This is a genomic window from Chryseobacterium kimseyorum, from assembly GCF_025971945.1.
Lineage (GTDB): Bacteria > Bacteroidota > Bacteroidia > Flavobacteriales > Weeksellaceae > Chryseobacterium > Chryseobacterium kimseyorum.
Window position 1 is genome coordinate 259,464 of sequence record NZ_JAPDHW010000005.1, and the last position, 25,157, is coordinate 284,620.

17 protein-coding genes are annotated in these 25,157 nt (G+C 37.7%); 10 read left to right on the forward strand and 7 right to left on the reverse strand.

The genetic code is table 11. The features are described from left to right. Nucleotides 1-21: 21 nt before the first annotated feature. On the reverse strand, nt 22-2,787 hold the full coding sequence (locus tag OMO38_RS09255) for a SusC/RagA family TonB-linked outer membrane protein (protein ID WP_264749895.1): 2,766 nt from the start codon (nt 2,785-2,787) through the stop codon (nt 22-24). A gap of 277 nt (nt 2,788-3,064) precedes the next feature. On the opposite strand from OMO38_RS09255, the gene OMO38_RS09260 reads away from it, so the two are divergent. The 7 genes from OMO38_RS09260 to pyk all read left to right on the forward strand — a co-directional run bounded on the left by OMO38_RS09260 (nt 3,065) and on the right by pyk (nt 10,484). Then, the gene (locus tag OMO38_RS09260; protein ID WP_264749896.1) at nt 3,065-4,189 is read left to right on the forward strand and encodes an alkaline phosphatase; all 1,125 of its coding nucleotides are present in this window, start codon (nt 3,065-3,067) and stop codon (nt 4,187-4,189) included. Nucleotides 4,190-4,211: 22 nt separating this feature from the next. Continuing rightward, complete coding sequence (locus OMO38_RS09265; protein WP_264749897.1) at nt 4,212-5,993, forward strand: alkaline phosphatase; 1,782 nt, start codon at nt 4,212-4,214, stop codon at nt 5,991-5,993. Between the two features lie 311 nt (nt 5,994-6,304). After that, on the forward strand, nt 6,305-6,544 hold the full coding sequence (locus OMO38_RS09270) for an acyl carrier protein (protein ID WP_002976354.1): 240 nt from the start codon (nt 6,305-6,307) through the stop codon (nt 6,542-6,544). A gap of 31 nt (nt 6,545-6,575) precedes the next feature. Next, on the forward strand, nt 6,576-7,820 hold the full coding sequence (fabF, locus tag OMO38_RS09275; protein ID WP_264749898.1) for a beta-ketoacyl-ACP synthase II: 1,245 nt from the start codon (nt 6,576-6,578) through the stop codon (nt 7,818-7,820). A gap of 10 nt (nt 7,821-7,830) precedes the next feature. Further along, nucleotides 7,831-8,595, forward strand: a complete 765-nt coding sequence (rnc, locus tag OMO38_RS09280; RefSeq protein ID WP_264749899.1) for a ribonuclease III — start codon at nt 7,831-7,833, stop codon at nt 8,593-8,595. Continuing rightward, nucleotides 8,573-9,046 carry an IPExxxVDY family protein gene (locus tag OMO38_RS09285; RefSeq protein WP_264749900.1) on the forward strand — a complete coding sequence of 158 codons (474 nt, stop codon included), beginning with the start codon at nt 8,573-8,575 and terminating at the stop codon, nt 9,044-9,046. Before rnc ends, OMO38_RS09285 begins: the two co-directional genes overlap by 23 nt. Beyond that, complete coding sequence (gene pyk / locus OMO38_RS09290; protein ID WP_264749901.1) at nt 9,039-10,484, forward strand: pyruvate kinase; 1,446 nt, start codon at nt 9,039-9,041, stop codon at nt 10,482-10,484. The genes OMO38_RS09285 and pyk overlap by 8 nt, the downstream gene beginning before the upstream one ends. Nucleotides 10,485-10,548: 64 nt before the next feature. Here the strand turns inward: pyk and OMO38_RS09295 are convergent, their stop codons facing one another. The 4 genes from OMO38_RS09295 to hutI all read right to left on the reverse strand — a co-directional run bounded on the left by OMO38_RS09295 (nt 10,549) and on the right by hutI (nt 15,228). Beyond that, the gene (locus tag OMO38_RS09295) at nt 10,549-11,841 is read right to left on the reverse strand and encodes an aldehyde dehydrogenase family protein (protein ID WP_264749902.1); all 1,293 of its coding nucleotides are present in this window, start codon (nt 11,839-11,841) and stop codon (nt 10,549-10,551) included. Nucleotides 11,842-11,969: 128 nt separating this feature from the next. After that, entirely contained in the window at nt 11,970-12,884 is a 915-nt protein-coding gene (hutG, locus tag OMO38_RS09300) for a formimidoylglutamase (RefSeq protein ID WP_264749903.1), read from the reverse strand. Between the two features lie 15 nt (nt 12,885-12,899). Continuing rightward, nucleotides 12,900-14,000 carry a DUF695 domain-containing protein gene (locus OMO38_RS09305; RefSeq protein ID WP_264749904.1) on the reverse strand — a complete coding sequence of 367 codons (1,101 nt, stop codon included), beginning with the start codon at nt 13,998-14,000 and terminating at the stop codon, nt 12,900-12,902. A 1-nt stretch (nt 14,001) separates the two neighbouring features. Further along, nucleotides 14,002-15,228 carry an imidazolonepropionase gene (gene hutI, locus OMO38_RS09310; protein ID WP_264749905.1) on the reverse strand — a complete coding sequence of 409 codons (1,227 nt, stop codon included), beginning with the start codon at nt 15,226-15,228 and terminating at the stop codon, nt 14,002-14,004. Between the two features lie 196 nt (nt 15,229-15,424). Between hutI and ruvB the strand changes: the two genes are divergently transcribed. The 3 genes from ruvB to coaE all read left to right on the forward strand — a co-directional run bounded on the left by ruvB (nt 15,425) and on the right by coaE (nt 18,010). Next, nucleotides 15,425-16,447: a Holliday junction branch migration DNA helicase RuvB gene (ruvB, locus tag OMO38_RS09315; protein WP_047444967.1), complete on the forward strand. Its 1,023-nt coding sequence runs from the start codon at nt 15,425-15,427 to the stop codon at nt 16,445-16,447. Nucleotides 16,448-16,511: 64 nt separating this feature from the next. Next, entirely contained in the window at nt 16,512-17,378 is an 867-nt protein-coding gene (locus tag OMO38_RS09320; RefSeq protein ID WP_264749906.1) for an MBL fold metallo-hydrolase, read from the forward strand. Between the two features lie 2 nt (nt 17,379-17,380). Then, on the forward strand, nt 17,381-18,010 hold the full coding sequence (coaE, locus tag OMO38_RS09325) for a dephospho-CoA kinase (RefSeq protein ID WP_264749907.1): 630 nt from the start codon (nt 17,381-17,383) through the stop codon (nt 18,008-18,010). 129 nt (nt 18,011-18,139) lie between these two features. Here the strand turns inward: coaE and OMO38_RS09330 are convergent, their stop codons facing one another. Next, nucleotides 18,140-21,781, reverse strand: a complete 3,642-nt coding sequence (locus tag OMO38_RS09330; protein WP_264749908.1) for a fibronectin type III domain-containing protein — start codon at nt 21,779-21,781, stop codon at nt 18,140-18,142. 376 nt (nt 21,782-22,157) lie between these two features. Beyond that, on the reverse strand, nt 22,158-25,082 hold the full coding sequence (locus OMO38_RS09335) for a reprolysin-like metallopeptidase (RefSeq protein WP_264749909.1): 2,925 nt from the start codon (nt 25,080-25,082) through the stop codon (nt 22,158-22,160). Nucleotides 25,083-25,157 lie beyond the last annotated feature (75 nt).

A 25,157-nucleotide genomic window follows, 5' to 3' on the forward strand; every position in this document is an offset into this window, starting at 1 on the left:
TTTCTTTTTTTAAATAATTAATTAAAATGCTACGTTTACACCAAATACAAAGCTTCTCGCTTTAGGATACGTACTGTAATCAATACCGAATGACTGAATTCCTCCCTGTGAAAGACCTGTATTAATTTCAGGATCAAAGCCTGAATATTTAGTTATCACAAATAAATTCTGAGCGGTGACAGAAAATCTGATGTTTCTTACGTGATCACCAATTCCTAAGATGGCAGGATTTAAATTATACCCCAAAGTCGCATTGTTTAATCTGAAATAATCTCCTTTTTCTAAATATCTCGTAGAAATTACATTGGTATTGTTTACGCTCTCATTAGGAAACTGAGTGGCAACATCGGTTGTGTTCTGTGATATCCCCAATCTGCCTCTTGTAAATAATGTGGAAGCGGTGTTATTGTAAATCATATTCCCTGAAACTCCATTAAAATTCAACCCTAAATCAAAATTTTTGTAAGCTGCTTTTAAATATAAGTTATAGGTAAAGTCAGGTAGAGCACTTCCTGCTGCTACTCTATCGTTATCAGTAATTATTCCGTCGCCGTCTACATCTCTGAAGACATTGGTTCCGTTTTCACTGAGACCTATAAATTCTCTTACGTAAAAAGTTCCTATTGGCTGACCGTTGATATAACCGTTGATCACAGCATTGGTAGTTCCCGGACCCTGAGCCTCGCCTGTTGTAAGAACTTTGTATGGAGAATCTTTCACTTCGTTTTTAATAATCGATGCATTTCCACCGATGCTGTAAGTAAAATCTTTATTTCTGTCACTGCTGTAGTCTAATGCAAACTCCCATCCCGTATTGTTGATCGAAATGTTTGGAATGTTTTTCCACATTTTTTCAGCAGGTTCGATGGGATCCGTCGGGTTAATTTCCAAAAGAATATTGTCTGAAACTTTTTTGAAGAAATCTACCGTACCGGTCAATCTGTTGTTCAGAAATCCGAAATCGACTCCGATATTGGTCTGAGTGGTCACTTCCCACTGAAGATCAGGATTATTTGCTCTCACCAAATAAACTCCGACAGGATAATTTCCACTGTCATTTAAAGGATAAGTAGCCTGCCCGGAACCTGTAGAATCGGCCTTATAACTTCGCTTGGTTATTTTACTTGGAATTTCCTGATTCCCGGTTTTACCCCAGCTCGCTCTCAGTTTTAAATTACTAACTGCATCTACATTGCTTAGGAAATCTTCTTTAATAACATTCCAACCTGCAGCTACCGACGGGAAATATCCATAGCGATTGTTTTCCCCGAACTTTGAAGAACCATCTGCTCTCAACGTAGCTGTAAGAAGGTATTTGTCATTAAAATCATAATTTACTCTACCAAACCAAGATTGCAACTCATTTCTATTGGCAATAATTGATGTCGTAGAATTCGTTAAGCTTGCTGCAGGAATCTGATATTGTGGCTCGATCCCGTTGATTGGGAAATTCTGATAATACCAACCTCTTGTTGTCAGCTTTAATTTCTGATAAGAGTGACCGGCCATTACATTAAAATCATGATTTTTGATTTTAAATTTATACGTTAAAGTGTTTTCTATCAACGTATTGTTATTGGAGTAATAACTTAAATCTAAAGTACCAATTTCCAAAGGAACAGCATGCGGAATATTCTGAATCACACGGTCTGCCGAAGAATAATCAACACCCAGATTCATTTTATAGGTCAAGCCCCTTATAATTTCTACCGAAGGCGATACGTTTGCTAAAATTCTGTTGTTGTTTGTAAAATCTTTGTAAATCTCACGGCGTATAAGTGGATTAAATGCGCCATTGTTAAACACAGCAGTTGGCGCACCGTTAGTATACGCCGGATATGTTGGGTTCCAGGTTAGCATTTCAGAAACCACACTTGTTGCGTTGGGTCTGTTATTTTCAGTTTTGGTTCCGTTTAGGTTAAAATCGATATTTACTCTTCCGTCGAATGCCTTTTGCGACATATTAATACGACCTGTATACCTTTTCAATGAGCTGTTATATAAGATACCTTCCTGATCTTCGTATCCCAAAGCAGCGTAGTAATTTGAAGTATCAGTTGCTCCGGCCGCTGAGAAATTCACATTTTTAGAAACAGCAGTTCTTGTTAATTCATCCTGCCAATCGGTACTTCCGCCCATATCATCCAGTTTCCCACCGATTGCAGTAACCTGCTGTCTGAATTCATCTGCAGTGAAAACATCCATTTTATTGGCAAGGTTAGAAATCGTAAGGTTCGACGAAAGATTCATCTGCGTTCTTCCTTTTTTACCTTTTTTGGTAGTGATCACAATCACCCCGTTCGCTCCTCTTGCACCGTAGATGGCCGCTGCTGAAGCATCTTTTAAAACATCCAAAGATGCAATATCATCAGGATTAATGAAATTCATCGGGTTATTTGCTACTCCAGTGTTGCTGTTATCGATTACAAAACCGTCAATAACATATAAAGGTGTCGTTCCTGAACGTAAACTTCCTACCCCACGGATAACAATATTCTGATTGGCTCCCGGTTCGCCGCTTACGCTGGCAACATTCACACCGGCGACTTTACCCTGAAGAAGCTGACCTACGTTGGCAACAAGACCTTTATTAAAATCTTCACTCTTTACAGATCCGATTGCACCGGTAATATCAGATTTTTTCTGCGAGCCGTAACCCACCATTACTACTTCATCAATATCTTTCACCTTAGTCTCATCCTTTACAGTATCCGAGATTGTATTCTGCGCAAATGTAAAACTCACACAACCCATCAGAACTGTCGGTACCAAATAAATACGTTTCATTCTTTTTTTGTGCAAAATTAGGTTTGCGAAACGGCAGATTATGTTAAGTAAGCTTTAATAAATGAATATTAAAAAGTTAATACAATGTGAATTTTGTTGCCGAAAATTAAATTTATATAAACATTTAAGAAGCCGTAATTCCTAAAAAACTTTTAATCAGCAAACTACCCGTTAATATTGAGATGTCAGTTTTCAACTCTACTTTTTGAGACGTGATTTGTAGCTAATTTTGCCAACTGATTTCACTTTAATTCATATTATAAAAAATTCAATCATTATGAAATTTACTTACATTATTACTAAAATTAATAAACTAATATTCCTCTCTTTGCTTCTTTTCACAGCAATAATTAAATCTCAAACACAAAAACCGATTAATATTATTTTTATGATTGGAGACGGAATGGGCGTTTCTCAAGTCACTTCCGCTTTTTATTTTGGAGACTCTGAACCCAACTTTCAGAAATTTAAAGTTGTCGGACTTTCTGAGACTTCTTCAACAAGCGACTGGGTTACCGATTCAGCTGCAGGAGCGACCGCACTGTCAACAGGCGAAAAAACCTACAAGCGGGCGATTGGTGTTGATCAAGATTCCATTGCACTGCCAACTATTTTAGAACAGCTTCAGAAAAAAAATTATCAAACCGGATTGGTTAGTCTTACCAGCATCACGCATGCAACACCGGCTTCATATTATGCGCATGTGAAAGACAGAGACCTTCATGAAGATATCGCATTAGATTTAGTCAAAGCAAACGTCAATTTCCTTGCAGGCGGAGGACTGAAGTTTTTCAATAAAAGAAAAGATTGTAAAAATCTTTTAAATGAATTTAAAAAACTCAACTATAATATAGATACTCTCAAACTTTCAAAACCCATTCAGAATAAAAACAACTTTTATTTGTTGGCTCAGGACGAACTTCCCAACAAAGTTCAGGGAAGAGGAGATTTTCTTCCGGAAGCTACCCAGACAGCGTTAGATTATTTATCAAACAACAAAAAACCATTTTTCCTGATGGTCGAAGGTTCGTTTATCGATTGGGGCGGACATGCTAAGGATGGCGAAATGATGGTAAAAGAAGTACTTGATTTTGATAAAACCATCGGTGTGGTTATGAAATTTATTAAAGAAAATCCAAACACACTTCTGGTGGTCACCGCAGATCACGAAACCGGAGGAGCCAGCATCGGAAAATTTATGGAAAAAGATCCTGCAGGAAAAGAAAAAAACATCAAAAACAAAGTACAGATCAACTTCATAGACAATCAGCATACGGCGGCTTTGGTTCCTGTTTTTGCAATGGGGAAAAATCAGGAGCTCTTCTCGGGAGTTTACCCTAACAATACAATCTATCACAAACTCGTGGAAGCGTTGAAAAAATCAGGCGTTCAGCTTAAATAATCTCATTTAAACTTTATAAACAATGATTTCATTTAAATATAAAATAAGAATCTTACTCATTCTTTTAATCGGATTGAAAATTTCAGCGCAAAATCCGAAAGCACATTCACACAATGATTACGAACATAAAATTCCTTTCTGGTACGCGTTGGGAGCGGGAGCACAATCGATAGAAGCAGACGTTTTCCTTGAAAACAATGAGTTGTTTGTCGCACATAATCAAAGAGACATTTCGAAAGCAAGAACTTTTGAAAATCTGTACCTGAAGTCAATAGAGCAGGTGACTGAACTTAATTTAACTCCAGAAAAACCCATTCAGATTTTAATTGATATAAAAACAGATGCAAAATCAACGCTTCAGAAAATTGTTTCTGAAATTAAAAAGCATCCAAAAATCATCAGTCAGAAGACATTCAGCTTTGTGATTTCCGGCAATCAACCGAAGCCTGAAGAATTTACTTCCTATCCGGATTTTATTAAGTTTGATTATCAACATTTAATAAATCTGACTCCACAGCAATGGGAGAAAGTTGCGTTAGTCAGCTTAAACTTCAGGCATTACTCAAGCTGGAACGGAAAAGGCGGATTAACTGAAGAAGATCTTCCTAAGGTCAACAATATTATTAAGGAAGCTAAAAAATTCCATAAACCCATTAGATTTTGGGCAATTCCGGATTCCAAAACTTCATGGGAATTTTTTGCCAATGCCGGTGTCGATTACATTAACACCGACAAACCTAAAGAATGCGTTGAATATATTTCAACTTTAAAATCAAGAACTTACAAGAACGAACTATTTTCCGAAGTTTATACTCCCAAATTTCTTTATGAAAACAAAAACATTCCCGTAAAGAATGTAATCTTACTGATCGGCGACGGAAACGGATTATCTCAAATCTCTTCATCCGTTTTAGCAAATAAAGGACAGCTCACGTTGACCCAACTTAAAAATATCGGTTTAATTAAAACATCTTCCACCGATAATTTTTCGACAGATTCCGCAGCCGGCGCTTCAGCGTTTGGAACAGGAAAGAAAACAAAAAACAGATTTATTGGAGTAGATACCGAAGGCAAACCAATCGAAAATCTTACTGAAATTTTATCTAAAAAAGGGTTCAACACAGGAATTATCACAACAGATGAAATCGTTGGCGCCACACCATCCGCATTCTACGCACATCAAAAAGACCGTGGAATGGAAAAGGAAATAGCAGACGATTTAGCTAAAAGTAAACTTACATTTTTTGCTGCAGGAGGGAAATCAAAAGTTCCGGATTTACCACAGTTTACCCTCGCTCAAAAACCCGAAGAAATCAGCACGAGCCGGGCAGAACGTCTGGCTTATTATATTTCAGACAAAGGAGTACCTTCTTACCTGAAAGGCCGTGGAAACCTGCTTTCCGACCTAGTTGAAAACGGATTACAGTTTTTAAACTCAAGAAAGAAACCTTTTTTTATGATGATTGAAGCTGCACAGATTGACAGTGGAGGCCACAGCAATAACACCGGCACTATTGTAACCGAAGGAATTGATTTTGACAGAGCCATTACCAAAGCGGTACAGTTTGCAGACCAGAATCCGGGCACACTTATTGTGATCACTGCAGATCATGAAACTGGTGGATTCAGTATTCCTCACGGAGATTTAAAGACAAATACAGTTGAAGGAGATTTTACCACAGATGATCATTCTGCAACCTTAATCCCTGTATTTTCTTACGGACCGAAATCGGAAAACTTCACCGGTGTTTATGAAAACAATGAGATTTTTCATAAAATTTTAAGCACTTTAAAAATTAAATAAAAACTTTCATTCAAAATCTTCATTTAAAAAAAGGCAAAATATTAATTCAAACGATTAATAAGACTTTAAAAATGTGGTTTTCCATCTAATTTTAATAAAAATTTAAACTAAAAAGTTTTGAGAATTAAAAAATTAAAAACTCAAAACAGACAATCAGAATTAAATTAAAATATAAACACCTGAAAACTAAAATACTAAAGTTTAATACAATAAAATAAGCGGTATTGGTCGACAAAAAAGACTAAAAAAATGTTTTATCGTAAAGAATTTTATATATTTGCACAATCTAACAATTAAAAAAATAATTTACTATGTCAGACATTGCATCAAGAGTAAAAGCTATCATCGCTGATAAGCTTGACGTTGAAGAAACAGAGGTAACTCCAGAGGCTAGCTTCACAAATGATTTAGGAGCTGACTCACTTGATACCGTTGAGTTAATCATGGAATTTGAAAAAGAATTTAACATTCAGATCCCTGATGACCAAGCAGAAAAAATTACTACAGTAGGGCACGCTATCGCTTATATTGAAGAAGTAGTAAATAAATAATATTCTTCAACAAAGAAAATTTACAAAGTTTATGGAATTAAAAAGAGTAGTTGTAACCGGTTTTGGCGCCTTAACACCCATCGGTAATAATGCGAATGAATACTGGGAAAGCCTTATCAAAGGTGAGAGCGGAGCCGCTCCGACTACTCTTTTTGATGCCACAAACTTTAAAACTAGATTTGCGTGCGAAGTGAAAAACTTCGATCCACTGGATCATTTCGATAAGAAAGATGCCAAAAAAATGGATCGTAACACTCAACTTGGTATGGTAGCTGCCCGTGAGGCAGTTGCTCATTCAAGGATTATGGAAGACAATGTAGACAAACACAGAGTCGGAGTAATATGGGGTTCTGGAATTGGTGGTTTAGAAACTTTCGAAACTGAGGTTTTGGGGTGGGCAAACAGTGATATTCCTAGATTCAACCCGTTTTTTATTCCTAAAATGATTGCGGACATTACACCGGGACATATTTCAATAGAATATGGTTTCCACGGTCCCAATTATACTACTGTTTCTGCTTGTGCTTCATCTGCAAATGCATTGATTGATTCTAAAATGCTGATCCAGCTTGGAAAGGCAGACGTTATTGTTTGCGGAGGCTCTGAAGCTGCCGTTACAGCAAGTGGCGTTGGTGGTTTCAATGCGATGATGGCACTTTCTACAAGAAATGAAGATCCGAAAACAGCTTCAAGACCTTTTGACAAAGACAGAGATGGATTTGTATTGGGTGAAGGTGCAGGTGCAATCATTCTTGAAGAATACGAACACGCTGTAAAGCGTGGTGCAACAATATATGCAGAATTATTGGGTGGCGGTATGAGTGCAGATGCACATCACATGACGGCACCACATCCTGAAGGTTTAGGAGCTTATTTAGTAATGAAAAACTGTCTGGAAGACGCAGGATTAACTGCTGATGAAGTAGACCACATCAACATGCATGGTACCTCTACTCCATTAGGAGATCTCGCAGAATCTAGTGCAATTTCAAAATTATTTGGTGAGCACGCCTATAACATTCAGATTAATTCTACAAAATCAATGACAGGTCACCTACTGGGTGCTGCCGGAGTTATTGAAGCTATTGCTGCTTTGGGAGCTATTATTCATGGTATTGTTCCTCCTACGATCAATCACTTTACGGATGATGAAAAAATCGACAGCCGATTAGATTTCACATTCAATGAAGCGGTGAAGAAAGATGTGAAAGTGGCGATGAGCAACACTTTTGGGTTTGGTGGGCACAACGCTTGCGTTCTATTCAAGAAAATCTAATTATTACTGAATGGAGTTACAGAAATACTTTTCTAAATTCCTTCTCAAACAAAGAAAAAAAGTATTAACGGAAAGAGATTATTTCCTGAGCATTGAGCTTAATAAAATTTTAGGTACTCCTGTTCAGAATATTAACTTTTACCGCGAAGCTTTTTCTATTAAAAGTTCTTCAAAAAATCAGGACAGTAACTACGAAAGACTAGAGTTCTTGGGAGATTCTGTTTTGGGTACAATTGTTTCATGCCATTTGTTCAGCACTTACCCCAAAGGTAACGAAGGATATATGACGCAGATGAAATCTAAAATTGTCAATCGGAAGAATCTTAATAAATTAGGAGAAGATTTAAAACTTACCGATCTTTTACAAAAAAACAACAATTCTGCTGCTTTAGGAGAGAATATTTCAGGTAATCTCTTTGAAGCTTTGGTAGGAGCTGTTTATCTTGATTTTCAATATGATACCTGCAAAAGAATTGTATTGGAAAGACTTCTTACGCCGTCAGAAATCAATAAGCTTGAGAATAAAATTGTAAGTTACAAAGGTCTATTACTTGAGTGGAGCCAAAAGAAAAAGCTCAACATTAAGTACGAAACCTGCGAAGAAATTCAGGTGAACAAAAGCATCGTATTCCGTTGCCATGTGTGGTTGGCTGATGAAAAAATTGCCAACGCTACTGAAACTTCAAAAAAGAAAGCTGAAGAAAAAGCGGCTCAGAGGGCATTTTATATTTTAAATAAAAAAGAAAATATACTTGGAAATCCAAAAACTGTATGATCTTGACGATGTAGAATTTGAGGATGTTACCATAGGCTTGGTGAGATTAGCTAAAAATATACCCGATCATGAGTTTTTTTTTAAAATAAATCAAGGGAACGACCTGAAATTTTCCAGAATTAAAGATCTTGTTTTTCACGGAGTTTACTACGATTATTATTTTCCAAGATTTGAGGCATACCACAAGTTTACAAAGACTTGCTTCACATTTATCTCAAACAAATCTTCAGATAGTAAACAAAAAAAGTTACAAACTGAACTCTTCACAGAAGAAGAAAACATTAAATTTTTATTAAATAATCAGACAGAAGTAGAATATATTCTGCACAGTCCGGAACAATTCACTGATTTTTCCGTAATTTTGCTGCCTGAAAATCTTGTGTTTCCAATTCAAGATTACAATTTGAGTTCTGAAGAAGAACTTTATCAAATAATACAGTATTATGAATAAGTATTTAAAGAAGACAAAAATTATCGCAACGCTTGGGCCTGCTTCCTCTTCAAAGGAAGTAATGTTAGGATTGATGAAAGCTGGTGTTGACGTATTTAGAATAAATTTTTCGCACGCAGATTACGACTTAGTTCGTACCAATATTGAAACCATCAGAGAACTTAATAAAGAATACGGATATTCTGTTGGTATTCTTGCCGATTTACAGGGTCCTAAACTTAGGGTAGGTGTTGTAAAAGAAGGTTCTTATCTAAATCCTGGCGATGTCTTGACATTTACCAATGAAAAGATTGAAGGAGATTCTACTAAAGTATACATGACTTACCAGCAGTTCCCACAGGATGTAAATGTTGGAGAGAGAATCCTGATTGATGATGGAAAATTGGTTCTAGAAGTTCTTGAAACCAATAAGATTGATACGGTAAGAGCAAAAACGATTCAGGGTGGACCGCTGAGCTCTAAAAAAGGAGTAAACCTTCCCAATACGAACGTTTCCCTTCCTGCATTGACTGAAAAAGATATCCTGGATGCCAATTTCATGCTGGACATGGAAGTTGACTGGATTGCACTTTCTTTCGTACGTCACGCTCAGGATATTATCGATTTGAAAGAATTGATGTCTAAGCATCCAAACGGTAAATTCAAAACACCGATTATCGCTAAAATTGAAAAGCCTGAAGGTGTAAAAAATATTGATCAGATCTTACTGGAGTGCGACGGATTAATGGTGGCACGTGGAGATCTTGGTGTAGAAGTTCCGATGGAAGAAGTTCCTGCTATTCAGAAAACTTTGGTTGAGAAAGCAAGATTTTATTCTAAGCCGGTAATTATTGCTACTCAGATGATGGAAACGATGATCAACAGTTTAACACCAACGAGAGCTGAAGTAAATGACGTTGCCAACTCTGTATTGGATGGTGCTGACGCTGTAATGCTTTCTGGTGAAACTTCTGTAGGTAGATACCCAATTCAGGTGGTTGAAAATATGGCGAAAATTGTTCAGAATATTGAGCAGACTAATTTTTATCAGCATAAAAACGAGCCGATTGAGAAAGACTTCAACTGTATCGATGAAAGATTTATCACGAATAGAGTTTGTCTTGCAGCCGTAAGAATTGCAAAGAGCACTAATGTTTCTGCTATCGTTACTTTAACGAATTCAGGATATACTGCTTTCCAGATTTCGGCTCACAGACCAAATTCGCATATCATTGTTTACAGTGCCAACAAACGTGTGATTACGATGCTTAATTTACTTTGGGGAGTTCGCGCTTATCATTATGACATGCACAAATCTACTGACGAAACGATTATTCAGGTAAACATGTTGACGCACAACCACGGCTTTATCGAGAGCGGAGATTTCGTCATCAATATCAATGCAACTCCATCTTATGAAGGCGGAAAAACAAATACTTTAAGATTAACAACGGTTTAATCGTACCAAATAAATAAAAAAAACTCTCGAGAATCTCGAGAGTTTTTTCGTTATATATACTTTTCTATTTGCCCAATATGGTCTTTGCGGTCACAAACTCTTTTAAAGCCAGTAATGAAAGCTCTGTTCCATATCCCGATGACTTGGTACCACCGAACGGGAAACGTGGGTCAGAACTCGTCATTCTATTGATATTCACCGTTCCGGATTCTAAGCCGTCAATGTAAAACTGCTGACGTTCTGTATTTTTAGTCCAAACTGAATTTGACAGACCGAAAGGAATATCATTTGCCATTTCCAAAGCCTGAACATCGTTTTCAGCAATCATCACCATTCCCAATGGACCGAAAAGTTCTTCCTGCAGAATAGGATTTCCTTCTTTTACACTGATTAGTCCCGGATTAAATTCTGTATCTGAAATTCTTTCCAGAGGTATAAGTGCCTCCGCGCCGTTGTCTATAGCCTTTTGATATTGCTTTTCCAAATCATCTGCCAAGTCGGCTCTTGCCATTCCGCCGATTTTCGTATCCTTTTTCATTGGATCAGCAGGAACATATTTTTTATACTCTTCGATAAATTTTGGTAAGAAATCGAATTCTATATCTTTTTGAATAATAAACCTTTTTGCGGCCACACAGGTCTGTCCACAGTTTTGAAGTCTTGCCAAAGCACCTACTTTCGCTGCTTCATCTAAATCTGCATCATCCAGAACTATAAAAGCATCACTTCCACCCAACTCAAGCAATGACTTCTTGATTTTCTGTCCGGCAATTGATGCTACTTCGGCTCCGGCTTTTTCGCTTCCGGTGAGACTCACGCCTTTTACAGTGGGATGTTCAAGAATTTCTTTAACCTCTTTATGACCAACTTCTAAATTCTGAAAAACACCTCCAGGAAAACCAGCCTCCAAAAATATTTTTTCTATAGCATTCCCGCTGCCGAAACAGATGGAAGCATGTTTTAAAACCACCGTATTTCCACTTAAAATTGCAGGCGTAGCAAATCTCAAAACTTGCCAAAAAGGGAAATTCCAGGGCATCACCCCTAAAATCACTCCTTTCGGAACATAATGAATTTCAGAAATTGCGTACTCAGATTCAATTTTTTCCGGTTGTAAAACATTGTCCGCCTCCGCATAATAATTCATCATCAAAGCACATTTCTCTACTTCTGAAATCGACTGAGAGATCGGCTTATTCATCTCTTTGGTGATGATGGTACCGAATTCTTCGGCCTTTGCTTTAAATAGTTCTGCAGCTTTTGAAATCAGTTTCTGTCTGTCTGCAAAAGGTACATTTTTCCATTCACTAAAAGCATTATCTGCTTTAATGAGTTTGGTTTCGATTGATTGTTCCATGTTGTAATTTCATTTAAAAAATTCAAAAATGAATTTTCTGCTTTTGGATAAAGCATGAGTAAGGCAACAAAACATGTTCCTTAGTTATTTCTAAAAAAATGATAATCTCTATCGTTTTAATCTGTCATTTAGATCATCAGCCATTCGTTCACCAGGCTGGCCGCTAACCGTGCTGTTCTCTCCTGAATATCAAACTCGGGGTTAACTTCAGCCACATCTAAAGCCACCAGCTTTTCACTCTTTAAAATATGTTTATAAAAATGCATAAAAGCTGCATCAGTAAACAAACCGTTGTACGCGGCAGCCGAAACACCGGGAGCTATTGAAGTATTGAAAACATCCATACAAACAGTTAAATAAAGAACGTCAACTGATTCTATAAGCTCAGTAATACGTTCGTATACAGATGGTAGATTTTCGAAGAAAAGTTCATCCGCAAGAATGTATTTCATCCCAAACTGATGTGCAGTATCAAACAATTTTAAAGTATTTGAGTTTCGCTGAATCCCGATATGCAGCGTGTGATTGTTTTCTTCCTGAGCGATCTGCCAAAAACCGGTTCCAGAACTGGCTCCTATTCCTTCTTCGGGTCTTCGGTTATCAAAATGCGCATCGATATTGATGATTCCGATTTTTCTATCTGGAAAAGCATTTCTGATTCCTGAGTAGTGGGCAAATGTCACTTCATGACCGCCTCCCAATACCACAGACTTCGCTCCTTTCGCCAAAACCTGTGCAACATTTTCTGCAAGCGTGTTTTGAGCTTTTTCCAAATCTCCATCTTCACAGGTAATATTTCCAAAATCAAGCATTGAAAAATCGGGCAGAATCACAGGGAAGTTGGACATATTTTTTCTGATCATGTCAGGAGCATATTTAGCGCCTACTCGACCTTTATTTCTTTTAACGCCTTCATCTACAGCAAAACCATGTAAAACGAAATCATTAGTTATAATAAGATCATGATTTTCTGCTTCCTGCACACGCTGAAAAAGTCTGTGAAACAATGGTTCTTCTCCGTCTAATCTTCCTTGCCAGATCATAATTTTTATATATTTTTAGTTGATGTTATAGCGTTCAAAACTCTGCCAGTATTTGTCTTTATAAATTTCAAGTGACATTTTATACTTGGGGTTGTCTTTTATTATTTTTTGAAGGATTTTTGATACAGATCTGAAATCTTTACTTGCAAAATAAATTTCTCTCACTCCATCAGCACTTTCTCTTCCGATGTAGAGATTTCCATTATCATTTTTAAGATTCTGAAATGCAGTTTCCTCTATCAAATTTAGATTTTCGTAGTCTTCATTTACAGGAAGGCCATTATTTCCGTCACCATTATACTGAATTTTCAGAACAGAAATCCATGGATAAGATGCTTTAGCCTCATATTTTAAAGAAGTCGTATTCATTGTAGCAATCAGTGGCATTCCGTTATTCAAAACTGCTTCAAGCACAGTATACGCGTCTTCTTCACTAAAGTCCTTTACATCTTTATACTTTTCAGTAAACTCCCTTTCTCTCCACTGCAGGTAATCTTTAAGTTTAGTAATCGGGATAAGATCACTTTTTATTTCATCTTTTCCTATAACGCTGAACGTATCGATCTGGGTTGCAAAATTCAATTCACCTAAAAAATTGTCCAGAAAAATACAAACTCCTGTTATAACAGAATTTTTATTATCAGCAGTTAAATGATCATACACAAATGTAATATCGATCTCGTCAGGGTAACCATCTATTTCATTCGCATAGAAATGAATATTTTCTGTAGTGAATTCGTGCCCATCCATACTGATGCCACTGTCCAAACTCATTTCAGGTTTTAGCGCGGTAAACTTCCAGTTCTTTACATTCGGGGCTGTGGCAACGATTTCTTCAGCAAAAACTATATTTTTAATTTCTCCTTCTGCTGTGATAATTAATTCTACCGTTTCATCATCAGTCATTCCTGCCAGAAAGTAAAAACCTTCATTGATTTTGCGAAGCTGAGAAGACATCAAATCAAAAAAATCGGTTTCAATGTGAGCACGGTTCTTGACAATCTGATGAAACTCTTTTTCCTTCGTCAAAAACCAATTCCAGAAATCCTGATAAGTATGAATTTCGACATCACCTTTCTCTTCTTTCTTTCCGAAAACTTTATCTAATAGTCCCATATTATTTCACTTTTACGCCATCAATAAAAACAGTTTCGGCTTTCAGGCTTCCCTGATTGTATAAAATATTTTGGAAATTATCTGTTCTGTAGGTCACAAAATCTGCTTTCCAATCTTTTTCCAGTCGTCCTCTGTCTTCTAAGCCAAGTGCAAAAGCTGAACGGAATGTCAGTCCTGCTAAAACTTCAGCAGTCGTTAGTTTTTCATACGTTGCTAAAATTGATGCCTGCGTGATTAAATTTCCCATAGGCGCAGAACCAGGATTCCAATCACTTGCTATTGCCAAAATTGCGCCAGCATCCAATAATTTTCGTGCCGGACTAAACTTTTCGCCCAATCCTAAACTTGCGCCAGGCAAAGCAGTTGCCACAGTATTTGACTGTGCCAGAAACTCAATATCTTCATCAACTGTAGCTTCTAAATGATCTGCAGATTGTGCACCGACTTCAACGGCAATTCTTGAACTGCCCGGAGTAAACTGATCTGCATGAACGGTTATATGAAAACCTAAATCTTTAGTTTTAAGCAAGAACTCTTTGCTTTCATCAGGTTGAAATGCAGATTTTTCAATGAAAATATCTACCCGATCTGCTAGATTTTCTTCTTTTACTTTCGGTAAAATTTCGTTTAAAATATAGTTTAAATACTCCACGTTAGTGCCTTCAAAATCTCTTGGCTTCAGATGTGCAGACAGACAGGTTGGAACTAACGTCGCCCGAGTCTGAGCCTGAGCTGTTTTAATAATTCGGAGCATTTTCAGTTCGTTTTCCAGATCTAAACCGTAGCCGCTTTTTACTTCAATAGTTGTAATTCCTAAATCAAGTAAAATATTGATTCTTTCCAGTAAAGTTTTTAAAAGTTCATCTTCTGAAGCGTTTCTGGTATGTTGTACAGAGCTCCAGATTCCCCCGCCGCTTTCTGCAATTTCAAGATAGGTTTTACCTGCATTTCGCATTGCAAAGTCGTTGGCCCGGTTTCCTCCGAAACAGATATGAGTGTGTGAATCTACAAAAGCGGGAAGAACGATTTGTTCTCCTTCAACAGTTTCAATTTCTATATTCTGATTTTCTGATTTTAGATTTTCGAAGTTTCCTACTTTCTGAATTTTGTCACCATTAACTAAAATTCCGCCATCTGATATCACTTCAAGTTGTTCGTCTGAAAGTTTTCCTCTTAGGGGAAGATGAGCAAGTGTAATTATCTGTTTGAAAGGTCCAATTAATTTCATTGAATTAAGGTTAAGATTGAGCTCGGGGACAAATCCCCAAAGCTGAAATTTTCTCTCTCAAAATTACTTAAAATATATCAATTTGCTAAATGATGTATCTTCAGACTTGTAACCATAAAATCAACCTGAAATTTTCCGCAATCTCATCTCAGCCTAAACCTAAATTTGTTATCTTTGAGGTAAATGAAATGAATTAATGCCAGATTTTTTACATCCTGATAAGGAAAATTATTCCGATGACGAACTCGTACAGGAAGAAAAAATACGTCCGCAGAGTTTTAAAGATTTTGCCGGACAAAGAAAAACACTAGAAAATCTTGAAGTTTTTGTCGCTGCCGCAAAGAATCGTGGTGGTGCGCTGGATCATGTGCTGTTGCACGGTCCGCCAGGTCTAGGCAAAACAACTTTATCCAATATTATTGCCAATGAATTGGGAGTAAACTGTAAAATTACTTCAGGGCCTGTTTTGGATAAACCCGGAAGTCTTGCAGGACTGCTGACCAATTTAGAGGAAAATGATGTCCTGTTTATTGATGAAATTCACCGACTGTCACCCATTGTGGAGGAATATCTTTATTCTGCAATGGAAGATTATAAGATTGACATTATGTTGGAAACCGGTCCGAATGCGAGAAGTGTTCAGATCAGTTTAAATCCTTTTACATTGGTTGGTGCCACTACCCGAAGTGGAATGTTGACGAAACCGATGCTTGCGCGATTTGGAATTCAGAGCAGACTGGAATATTATTCTATTGAATTACTTTCCACTATTATTATCAGAAGTGCCCGAGTATTGGGAGTAACCATTTATGAAGATGCTGCGATTGAGATCGCAAGAAGAAGTCGTGGAACACCGAGAATTGCCAATGCGCTGTTGAGAAGAGTGCGTGATTTTGCAGAAATAAAAGGGAACGGAGAAATTGAAATCAACATTACGACTTACGCTTTGAATTCTTTGAATGTTGATGAATTTGGTTTAGATGAAATGGATAATAAGATCATGCGCGTGATGATCGAAAACTTTAAGGGGAAACCTGTAGGAATTTCTGCTCTGGCAACATCTATCGCTGAAAATCCTGAAACTTTGGAAGAAGTATATGAACCATTTCTTATTCAGGAAGGTTTTATTATCAGAACGCCGAGAGGAAGAGAAGTAACGGAAAAAGCATACCGACATCTGAATATTGCGATACCCAGAAATCCTGGAGAACTTTTTTAAGTTTATGCTTAACTTTTTGACGTGTACTCCATAATAATTTAGAATACTAAAAAACAAATATTATATGAAACTATATCCTATCCAATGCGGAAAATTCAAGCTCGACGGCGGAGCCATGTTTGGCGTCGTCCCGAAAAGTCTGTGGGAAAAAACCAATCCTGCAGACGAAAGAAATTTAATTGAATTAGGAACCCGCTCTCTACTGATTGAAGACGGCAAAAAATTAATTCTTGTAGACTGTGGTCTCGGAAATAAGCAGGACGACAAATTCTTCGGTCACTACTCTCTTTGGGGTGACGACAGTTTAGATAAAAATTTGAAAAAATATGGTTTTGTGAAAGAGGACATTACCGATGTTTTCCTGACGCATCTTCATTTCGACCATTGCGGTGGTGCCATCGAATGGAATGATGACAAAACAGGTTACAGACCAGCTTTTAAAAATGCACAGTTCTGGACCAACGAAAATCACTGGAAATGGGCAACAGAACCAAACGCTAGAGAGAAGGCGAGTTTCCTGAAAGAGAATATTCTGCCTATACAGGAAAGCGGCCAGTTGGGCTTCCTTCAGCTTCCTGCCAATGGAAATTACGGCTTTGCTCCTGACCTAAAAATGGACGTCATCTTCGTTGACGGTCACACCGAAAAACAAATGCTTCCGGTAATTCAATACCAGGAAAAAACGATTGTTTTTGCAGCAGACTTAATTCCAACAGCTGGACACATTCCTCAAGTTTATGTCATGGGTTATGACACCAGACCTTTACTGACCATCGAAGAAAAAGCTAAATTCTTGAAGCAATGTGTGGATAATGATTATTTACTGTTCTTCGAGCATGATGCACATCATGAACTGGCCAGCCTCAAAATGACAGAAAAAGGTGTACGATTAGATGAATCATTTAGTTTTAATGAAGTTTTCGGTTATTAATTATGGAAGAATTACAGACAGAAACTCAAAAAGCAGACCCTGATCCTGCCTCGAAAATAATCGGTTTAACGGGAGGAATCGGCTCCGGTAAAACAACGGTGGCCAAATTTATAGAAGACTGCGGTTTTCCGGTTTATTATTCTGATAACAGGGCTAAAACCATTGTGAATGACAATGAAGATGTAATGCGTAAAATCAAAGAACTTTTGGGTTCTGAGTCTTACGATGACAGTGGTATGTACAACAGAAAATTTGTTGCAGGAAAGGTTTTTAATGATGACGCATTACTGCAACAGCTGAATGGAATTATTCATCCTGCAGTACGTCTAGATTTTGAAGAATGGGTCGCCAAACAGACCAAATATTTAGTTTTTAAAGAAACTGCCTTACTGTTTGAATTAAAACTGCACCTTCAATGTTATAAATCACTTTTGGTAACAGCTGAAGATAATATAAGACTGAAAAGAGTAATGGACCGGGACGGAAAAACGTACCGCGAAGTTGAAACAGTTATGAGCAATCAACTGCCAGAAAAGGACAAAATAAAACAGGCAGACTACATTATTTATAACAATACCAATCTGGATGATCTGCAAGAACAGACTGAAAAAATAATTTTTGAGATTGAGTAAATCTTACAAGTCCGAATAAAAAAACTCGCTGATTATTGATCAGCGAGTTTTTTGTTTTTAGTTTCTATTAAATAATTTAAAAAAAATAAGCTCTCATTTCTGAGAGCTTATTCTATTATTTAGAAGTTATTATTCTTTAATGAATTTCTTCTGAACAGTTCCATTAACATCTTCTATGTCGATAACATATAATCCGTTAATTAATCTGCTAACGTCGATCTTATTATTTAAAATCAATCCGTTTGATACCAACTGTCCTGCAGCACTGTAAATTTTATAATTCGCTTTTTTGCTGATATTTTTTACATTTAAAACTGTGCTTACCGGATTCGGATAAATTAAGATATCCGTTTGGTTTAATGCATTCGCAACAGGCAGTTTAGAAATTCTTACTGTATAGTCTTCCACTTCACCATTTGCAAAGTTTGTACAGTTTACAGGAATTCCGTCTTTCTGCATTGCCACTCTCATTACAACATATTTGTAATCTGTCATACTTACGAAAGCGTCTGCCGGAACAATAAATGTTGCGCTTGCTGTAGGGTTAGTGTTTGGTCCATCAGCAAGGATTCTTTCGTTAATATCGAAATATCCGTTTCTGTTGAAGTCAATCCAAACTGCAACACCTGCAGCCGCTCCGTTAGTTAACGTTTTATCGATTATAATCTGGTTACCTGCTGATCCCTGAATCATTTCAATATGATTTTTAGCGATGCCAGTAAAGTCAGAATAATTTGATGCAGGAGTTGTATTGATCATTTCAGGTTTACCTGTTGGCTTAGCTGTAACTTTCGAAATATACTCTGTTGCAGAATTAGCTGCTGACATCGGACAGTAAACTACTGTAGGAGTCGTGAAATAGTAAGGAGGTGTAAAGTTACCCGGCGTACCCGAACAAACATTTGCCACCTGCATTTCATATTTAGTCAATTCTAATAATCCTGTAATTGTATAAGTATTTGTATTAACCGTTACAGTTGTCCAGCTAGGAATACCAACCTTTCTGTATCTCAAAATATAACTTCCTGTTGCTCCTGTACCTGTAAATGCAGTCCAAGTAACCTCAGCAGTTGTAGTATTCAGTTGAGTGATCGTTAATCCCGGAGGCGGAATTGAACAAACTCTGACTGTAGTAAATACCTGTGGATTAGACCAAGGATTTCCTACACTTGCTCCAATACAGATTGATCTTACCTGAACTTCATACGTTTTGAAAGACTGCAAACCTTGAATTAAGTAACTGTTCAAAGGAGGTTGAGGTGTAGTTCCACCTGTAGTCTGAGGTGTAATCCATCCCGGAGTTCCCACTTCTCTCCATCTGATTTCATAATTAGCACTTGCTACCAAAGGATTCCATGTAGCTAAAGCCGATGTTGGGGTTAGATTACTTATTACTACGTTTGGAGGAGTGGGGTCACAAGTCGTAGAGAAAGGAATTGCCGGAGCTGCTCCTTCACTGGTATTACAAACAGAAACCACTTTAACTTCGTAGGCCGTAGCAGGCTGCAGACCAGTAATATTATAAGTAGTTGTGGGCGCATTGATCAGAGGAGAAGAATTCGTCCAAGGCGTTGTTCCTGCTACTCTCCAATACACTCTGTATACAAGATTATCCGGCGAAGCAGTCCAGTTTACATTTGCAGAATTCTGAGTAACGGCTGTTACTGTAACATTGGTAGGTGCTACTGTAGAACATGGTTTGATTACAAATGTAAAATCTACATAGTTACCCCATGGCGCACCTCCGCAAGGCGTAAGCGTTCCACTAAATGAGGTTGCAAATCTTGCTCTGTAAGAACCCGGAGGACGGCCTACAGAACTTATTGTTGTACTGCCGCTGGCAACATAGTTATTTGAGAAATAAACCTGTTCTCCAGCCGGACCTGCCGCTGGGTTAAAGACCATATCATTATTCCAGTCTACCCACAGATAATAGTAGCTGCTGGTACTGTTACCCGTCATTGTAACGTTAACTGAATTTCCTGGCAATACAGAGAAACTCTGTGCAGAATTGTTTACATAAGCACTATAAGAAGTTGCTGTGTAAGCAATGTTTGTAAAGCCAGTGGTTGTGGTAATATTATTAAGATAGTAGGTGTTGGAAGATCCTCCTCCAGTAGGTACACAATAGTTTGTATAGATCTGAAGAGGTCCCGTCCAGTCACCAATACTTGTCGGACTACATTTCGCTCTGATCCAGATATAATATGTTGTACTTGGAGTAAGACCTGTGATCAGTTGGCTAGGCCCTGCAACTCCCGAATATTGAGGTGTAACTGTTGGAGCCGGTGTTGCCGGGTTTGTTGTATAATAGATATCATATCCATTGGCAGGAGCAGGCGATGATACCGTCCACTGTACTGTGGAACTTGTTGTTGTTGTAGAAGTCACAGCAAATCCCTGAGGATCAAGACATGAAGGCGCAACTCTCAATCTAAAGTCATCAAGACCCAAGTACCATGGGGCGAACGTTGAAGATGCGTTTACACCAAAATTATAGTTTGCCGTAGCAGTTGGGGTAAAATAAACTTTATACTGAACATAATTGGCAGTACCCTGAGTGGCAGTGATAAAGGTTCCAAGGTTAGTAGCACCAGTGCTGGACTGTGAAGTATTCACCAAAACATTACCTGTATACCCTACATAAGAACTTGTTGTACCGTTAGTATTATAGTAGAATGAAAACTCATATGTTACACCAGCTGTTAAAGCAAAACCAGGCGTCCAAAGCTGACTAGCATTTGTGTTACCATATTGGATTCTAACATAGTTTGGCTGAGACCTTGCCATGTTATAGGTAGTATTCGCAGTATTTGCAGTCGTCCAGGCATTTGTACCGGTTACATTTTTCCAACATGGAGGAAGAACAGCAGCTCCCAGCGTGGTCATTGCATCAAAATTTTCAGTCCATGGAAGCACTGTTACAGGAACACACAAAGTCTGGAATGCAGGCATTGGCGTCCAACTGCTTTGATCAGTGGAAGAACATTTCGCTCTCACCCATACATAATATGTTGTAATTGGTATCAACCCTGAAATTGCAGCTGTAGTAGTGTTACTCTGTACAGAGTTAGTAGCGTTTAATACTGTTGAACCAGTAGGTGCTACACCCGTAGTGTTGTAATACACATCATATCCGTTAGCCGGTGCAGGCGTAGGTGCTGTCCATGAAATGTTGGCTGTCGTTGCAGCAACATTCACCAAGGTAAGATTAAAAGGAGCTAAACAGCTAGGTGCTGCCCCCTGAGTCATTACAACATTATCAAAGTAATAGTAACTGTCATTAGTACCTGAAGCAACATAAAATCTAACATATAGATTACCCGCTAAGGGATTAAATGTTACTGTTTTATTTGCACATGTATTAGCTGTAACGTGATTTGTTGAATTAATAGTTGATGCAGTTATCCACGGGCCGGCGGCGTTATTTGAATATTGCACATCAATGCTGCCAATTGTAGCAGCTGGAGTGGCAACGGTTCCGGCAGACCAGTCGGTGATTTTGTAATCAAACGACATAGTTACAAGTCCCTGGTTATTGCCCGGTATATTGGGAGATACAAAATCTCCGGTATTTCCGCTGTATCTGTTTCCCCGAATTGTCCCACCAGTAGTGCCGCAGATCTGACCTGCAGTAGCATTTCTGGAGAAGATGGATCCAGGTGAAGTCCAGTTATTTAATCCCGTGGCAGTCCAATCCTGTGTATAGTTGACCTGTGCCATGAGAAATGCGCCATAAAGAAAATGACACAATAGTAAAAGTTTCTTCATAAATTAATTATTTAAATGAAATTGATAAAAAAAATATTTTTTAATCTGCTTGTTCTATTTTCTGAACCGCTGATAGCTATTGTTTTTAGGAAAAGCACAGTTTCTTCAGAGAATGTGGGGTTTGTAAATCGTACAGATATTTTTTTAAGATGAAAATTCATTTCACTTAAATACTGTAGACTAGAAAAAAAAGTAAACGTTTTACTCATAGGCGTCATTTATTTTAGATTAACTACAAATCTAAACATTTTTTATTATTTGATAATATAATTACTCATTTTTTTTATCGTAACGTCATCAAAACTATATATATGATTACAGAATAAAAAAAATCCTCAGGAAAACCTGAGGATTTATTAGCCATTAAAGCATTTTATTATTTCTTAATGAATTTGGAATTGAAACTCTCTCTTCCTTTATCATCTATTGATATTACATATGCACCTTTTACTAAAGATGTCACATTAATTTTACCGTCATTGATAGTTCCGTTACTTACCAGTTGACCTGCAGCGCTATAAATTTTATAGGTTGCCTTGTCTGAGACTTTAGTCACATTTAAAACATCACTTACAGGGTTAGGATAGATTTGAATTCCGCTGTTTTTTATACCCGGTGATTCACTTGTACTTAAAGCAGCGTTCACGATAACATTATAATCTTCAAATTCACCGTAGAAGCCTGTATACAATCCGCAAGAACCGCTAATAAATTGATTTGCAGTCGCTGTGTAAAGCATTCCAACTCTCATTCTTAATCCTAATCCTAAAACAGCAGTGGTAGGCACTGTAAATGTAGCTGTTGCCGGATTTACAGCAGAAGTCGTTGATGTCATTACTCTTTCAGAATCTTCAAAAACGCCATTTCTGTTATAATCAATCCAAGCAGATGTTGCGGCAGAATATGGACCGGGACCAATCAACCAAGCTCTTGTCACATTAAGTGTATAAGGACTTCCAGCTGTAAGATTTACCTGCAGTGACGGATTGGCTACAAAACTAGTATAAGCACTTGCGCCAGACGCACTGTTAATGTTAGCAATAGTCACATTAGAGATATAATCGTCCGTAGCAATTCCTGATGCCACAGTACAGTACGCTGGCAATACAGAAGTTGTAAAATTAGTGGATGCTGAATAGCTTCCGGTAGTCCCTGAACAAATCGCAGCAACCTGCACTTCATACGCAGTATTATCTGCTAAATTTGGAAGAGACACCGTATTTGTATTCACGGCTACAGTTAACCAAGCAGTGTCTGTTATTTTTTTGTATCTAACAATATACGTTGCCCCTACAACAGGCGTCCATGTAACATTTGCCGAGCTCGTAGTAATACCACTTGCTACAACACCTAATGGAGCCGTACCATTACAAGGACTAAACTGAGTCACGATTATGGATCCTACCGCATAGAAAACATTACCTATTGATGAAACTCTAAGCTTGATAGTCTGACCATTCATGCTTGCAGGGAAAGTGAAACTCTCTGTTCCATCATTAGGAGTCGAAGCTACTAAAACAGTCCAGGTTGTTCCATTATCTATGGTATAATCAATCTTAACATTAGCAACACTATAAGGAGCCGCTGTTGTACCAGCAACATCCCATTCGATAGGGAATGCAACCCCAACATTAGCGTAAGTCGTATTAACTTTGAATGGCCCATCGTTTCCTACTACGATGGTTTGCTCTGCAAATTGAGATTGCTGTTGAGTTGCAACAGGATTGTTATCTCGTACGGTTACCGCAAATTTTGTTGTTCTGGCTACTTTAGAAACAGATTCCCAACCATTATTAGCGTTATCTAAAACTCCACTGAGAACTGATTCTAATTTCGGAAAATATCTTGTGGGACTAGTCGTAGGAACAAATGATCTGAATGAAGCACCTGTGCTAGTAGATCCTATATTATTTCTGTTAATTGTTACTGATGCATTATCAACCTGTTCCCACATATAAGTAATAGGGTCATTTTCAGGATCTGTTGCAGATGCCGTTAAAACAAAAGCAGTTCCCTTCGGAATATTATATGTAGGAAGTGCTGCTATAACCGGTGGATTATTTGCAATAGAAGTCTCTGTATCACAACTTTTAATATTTAAATTAGTTTGTATTTGTAGAATACTTACTTTATGAAAGAATGCGTCCGAATTAGGCTGTACGTCAGTATTGGTTCCAGTAATCCCAGCATACCCCATAATTGTTGAACCAGATCCCGGTTCCACATTTGTTGAAGATCCTTCGAGTGCATGTGAAAAGGTATGATTTCCACCTAACTGATGGCCCATCTCATGTGCAACAAAGTCCACATCGAAAGTATCACCAATCGGACTGGTGCTTTGGGTGAATCCTGATCCTTTAGCTGTTGCAGTTGGCGTTGTAGGTGCAATACATACACAACCGATACAACCGGCATTTCCATTGTTACCGGCAGCATTAAATACGTGACCTATATCATAATTATCATTCCCCACTACAGACGTAAGTGTTTGCTGTAACTGCACATTCAGGTTTCCTGTGTAAGGATCTGTAGTTGCGTCAGTGTAAATAATTGCAGGATAGTTTTGAATATTAAGATGTAGCGCTAAATCTTTTTCGAATATTCCATTCACTCTTGTCATGGTATTATTCATTGCAGTAAGTGCTCCCGCTACCGTTCCACCATGAAATGCAGTATACTCACCGGTGACGGAAAGAGCAAGTCTCATCGTTCTGTATTTTTTATCAGAACTTTTAGAAAAATCAGTAGGTTGATTTGTAAATACTTTCCCTGCCTTGTGTAAATCATCAAGCTGTTTTACAGTAGTTGGACTTTCAAGTGTGCTGCACACAAATGCTTTACCATCTTTTGTTGATTTATTATGGACTCCGTAAATCGTTTTATCAGCATTTTGTGCATCAATAAATTCATACGAACCATTACTGATAACCATTGAACTGAAATCCTTTGGTGAGATTGAGAATCTTAAATATTTCTCAGGATTGTCTACCCCAACACCGACATATGATCCTAATTGGTACTGATCAGCAAGTTCTTTTACCATCACAGGAAAACTGTAAACTGCAAATTTTTCCAACTTTCCTTTCAAGTTTGGCAAAGAGATATAAACCGGTTTCGCATTGAACCCTGATTCCTGTGCGTTTGCCAACTGTGATCTCAATTGGTTGATATCAAGCTTAAAATGTTGCGGGACTGATGATGGCTCAATCCTAGCACCTCTATTAATTGTAGTAGGAGTCCACTGTGCTAAAGCAGTTCCTCCAATTACACTACAAAATAAAGCAGTAATGAGTTTCTTCATAAATTGAATTATTTTTAATTCTCAAATATAAAGATTATAATATACTTTTTTAATCTATATTAATAAAAATATGCT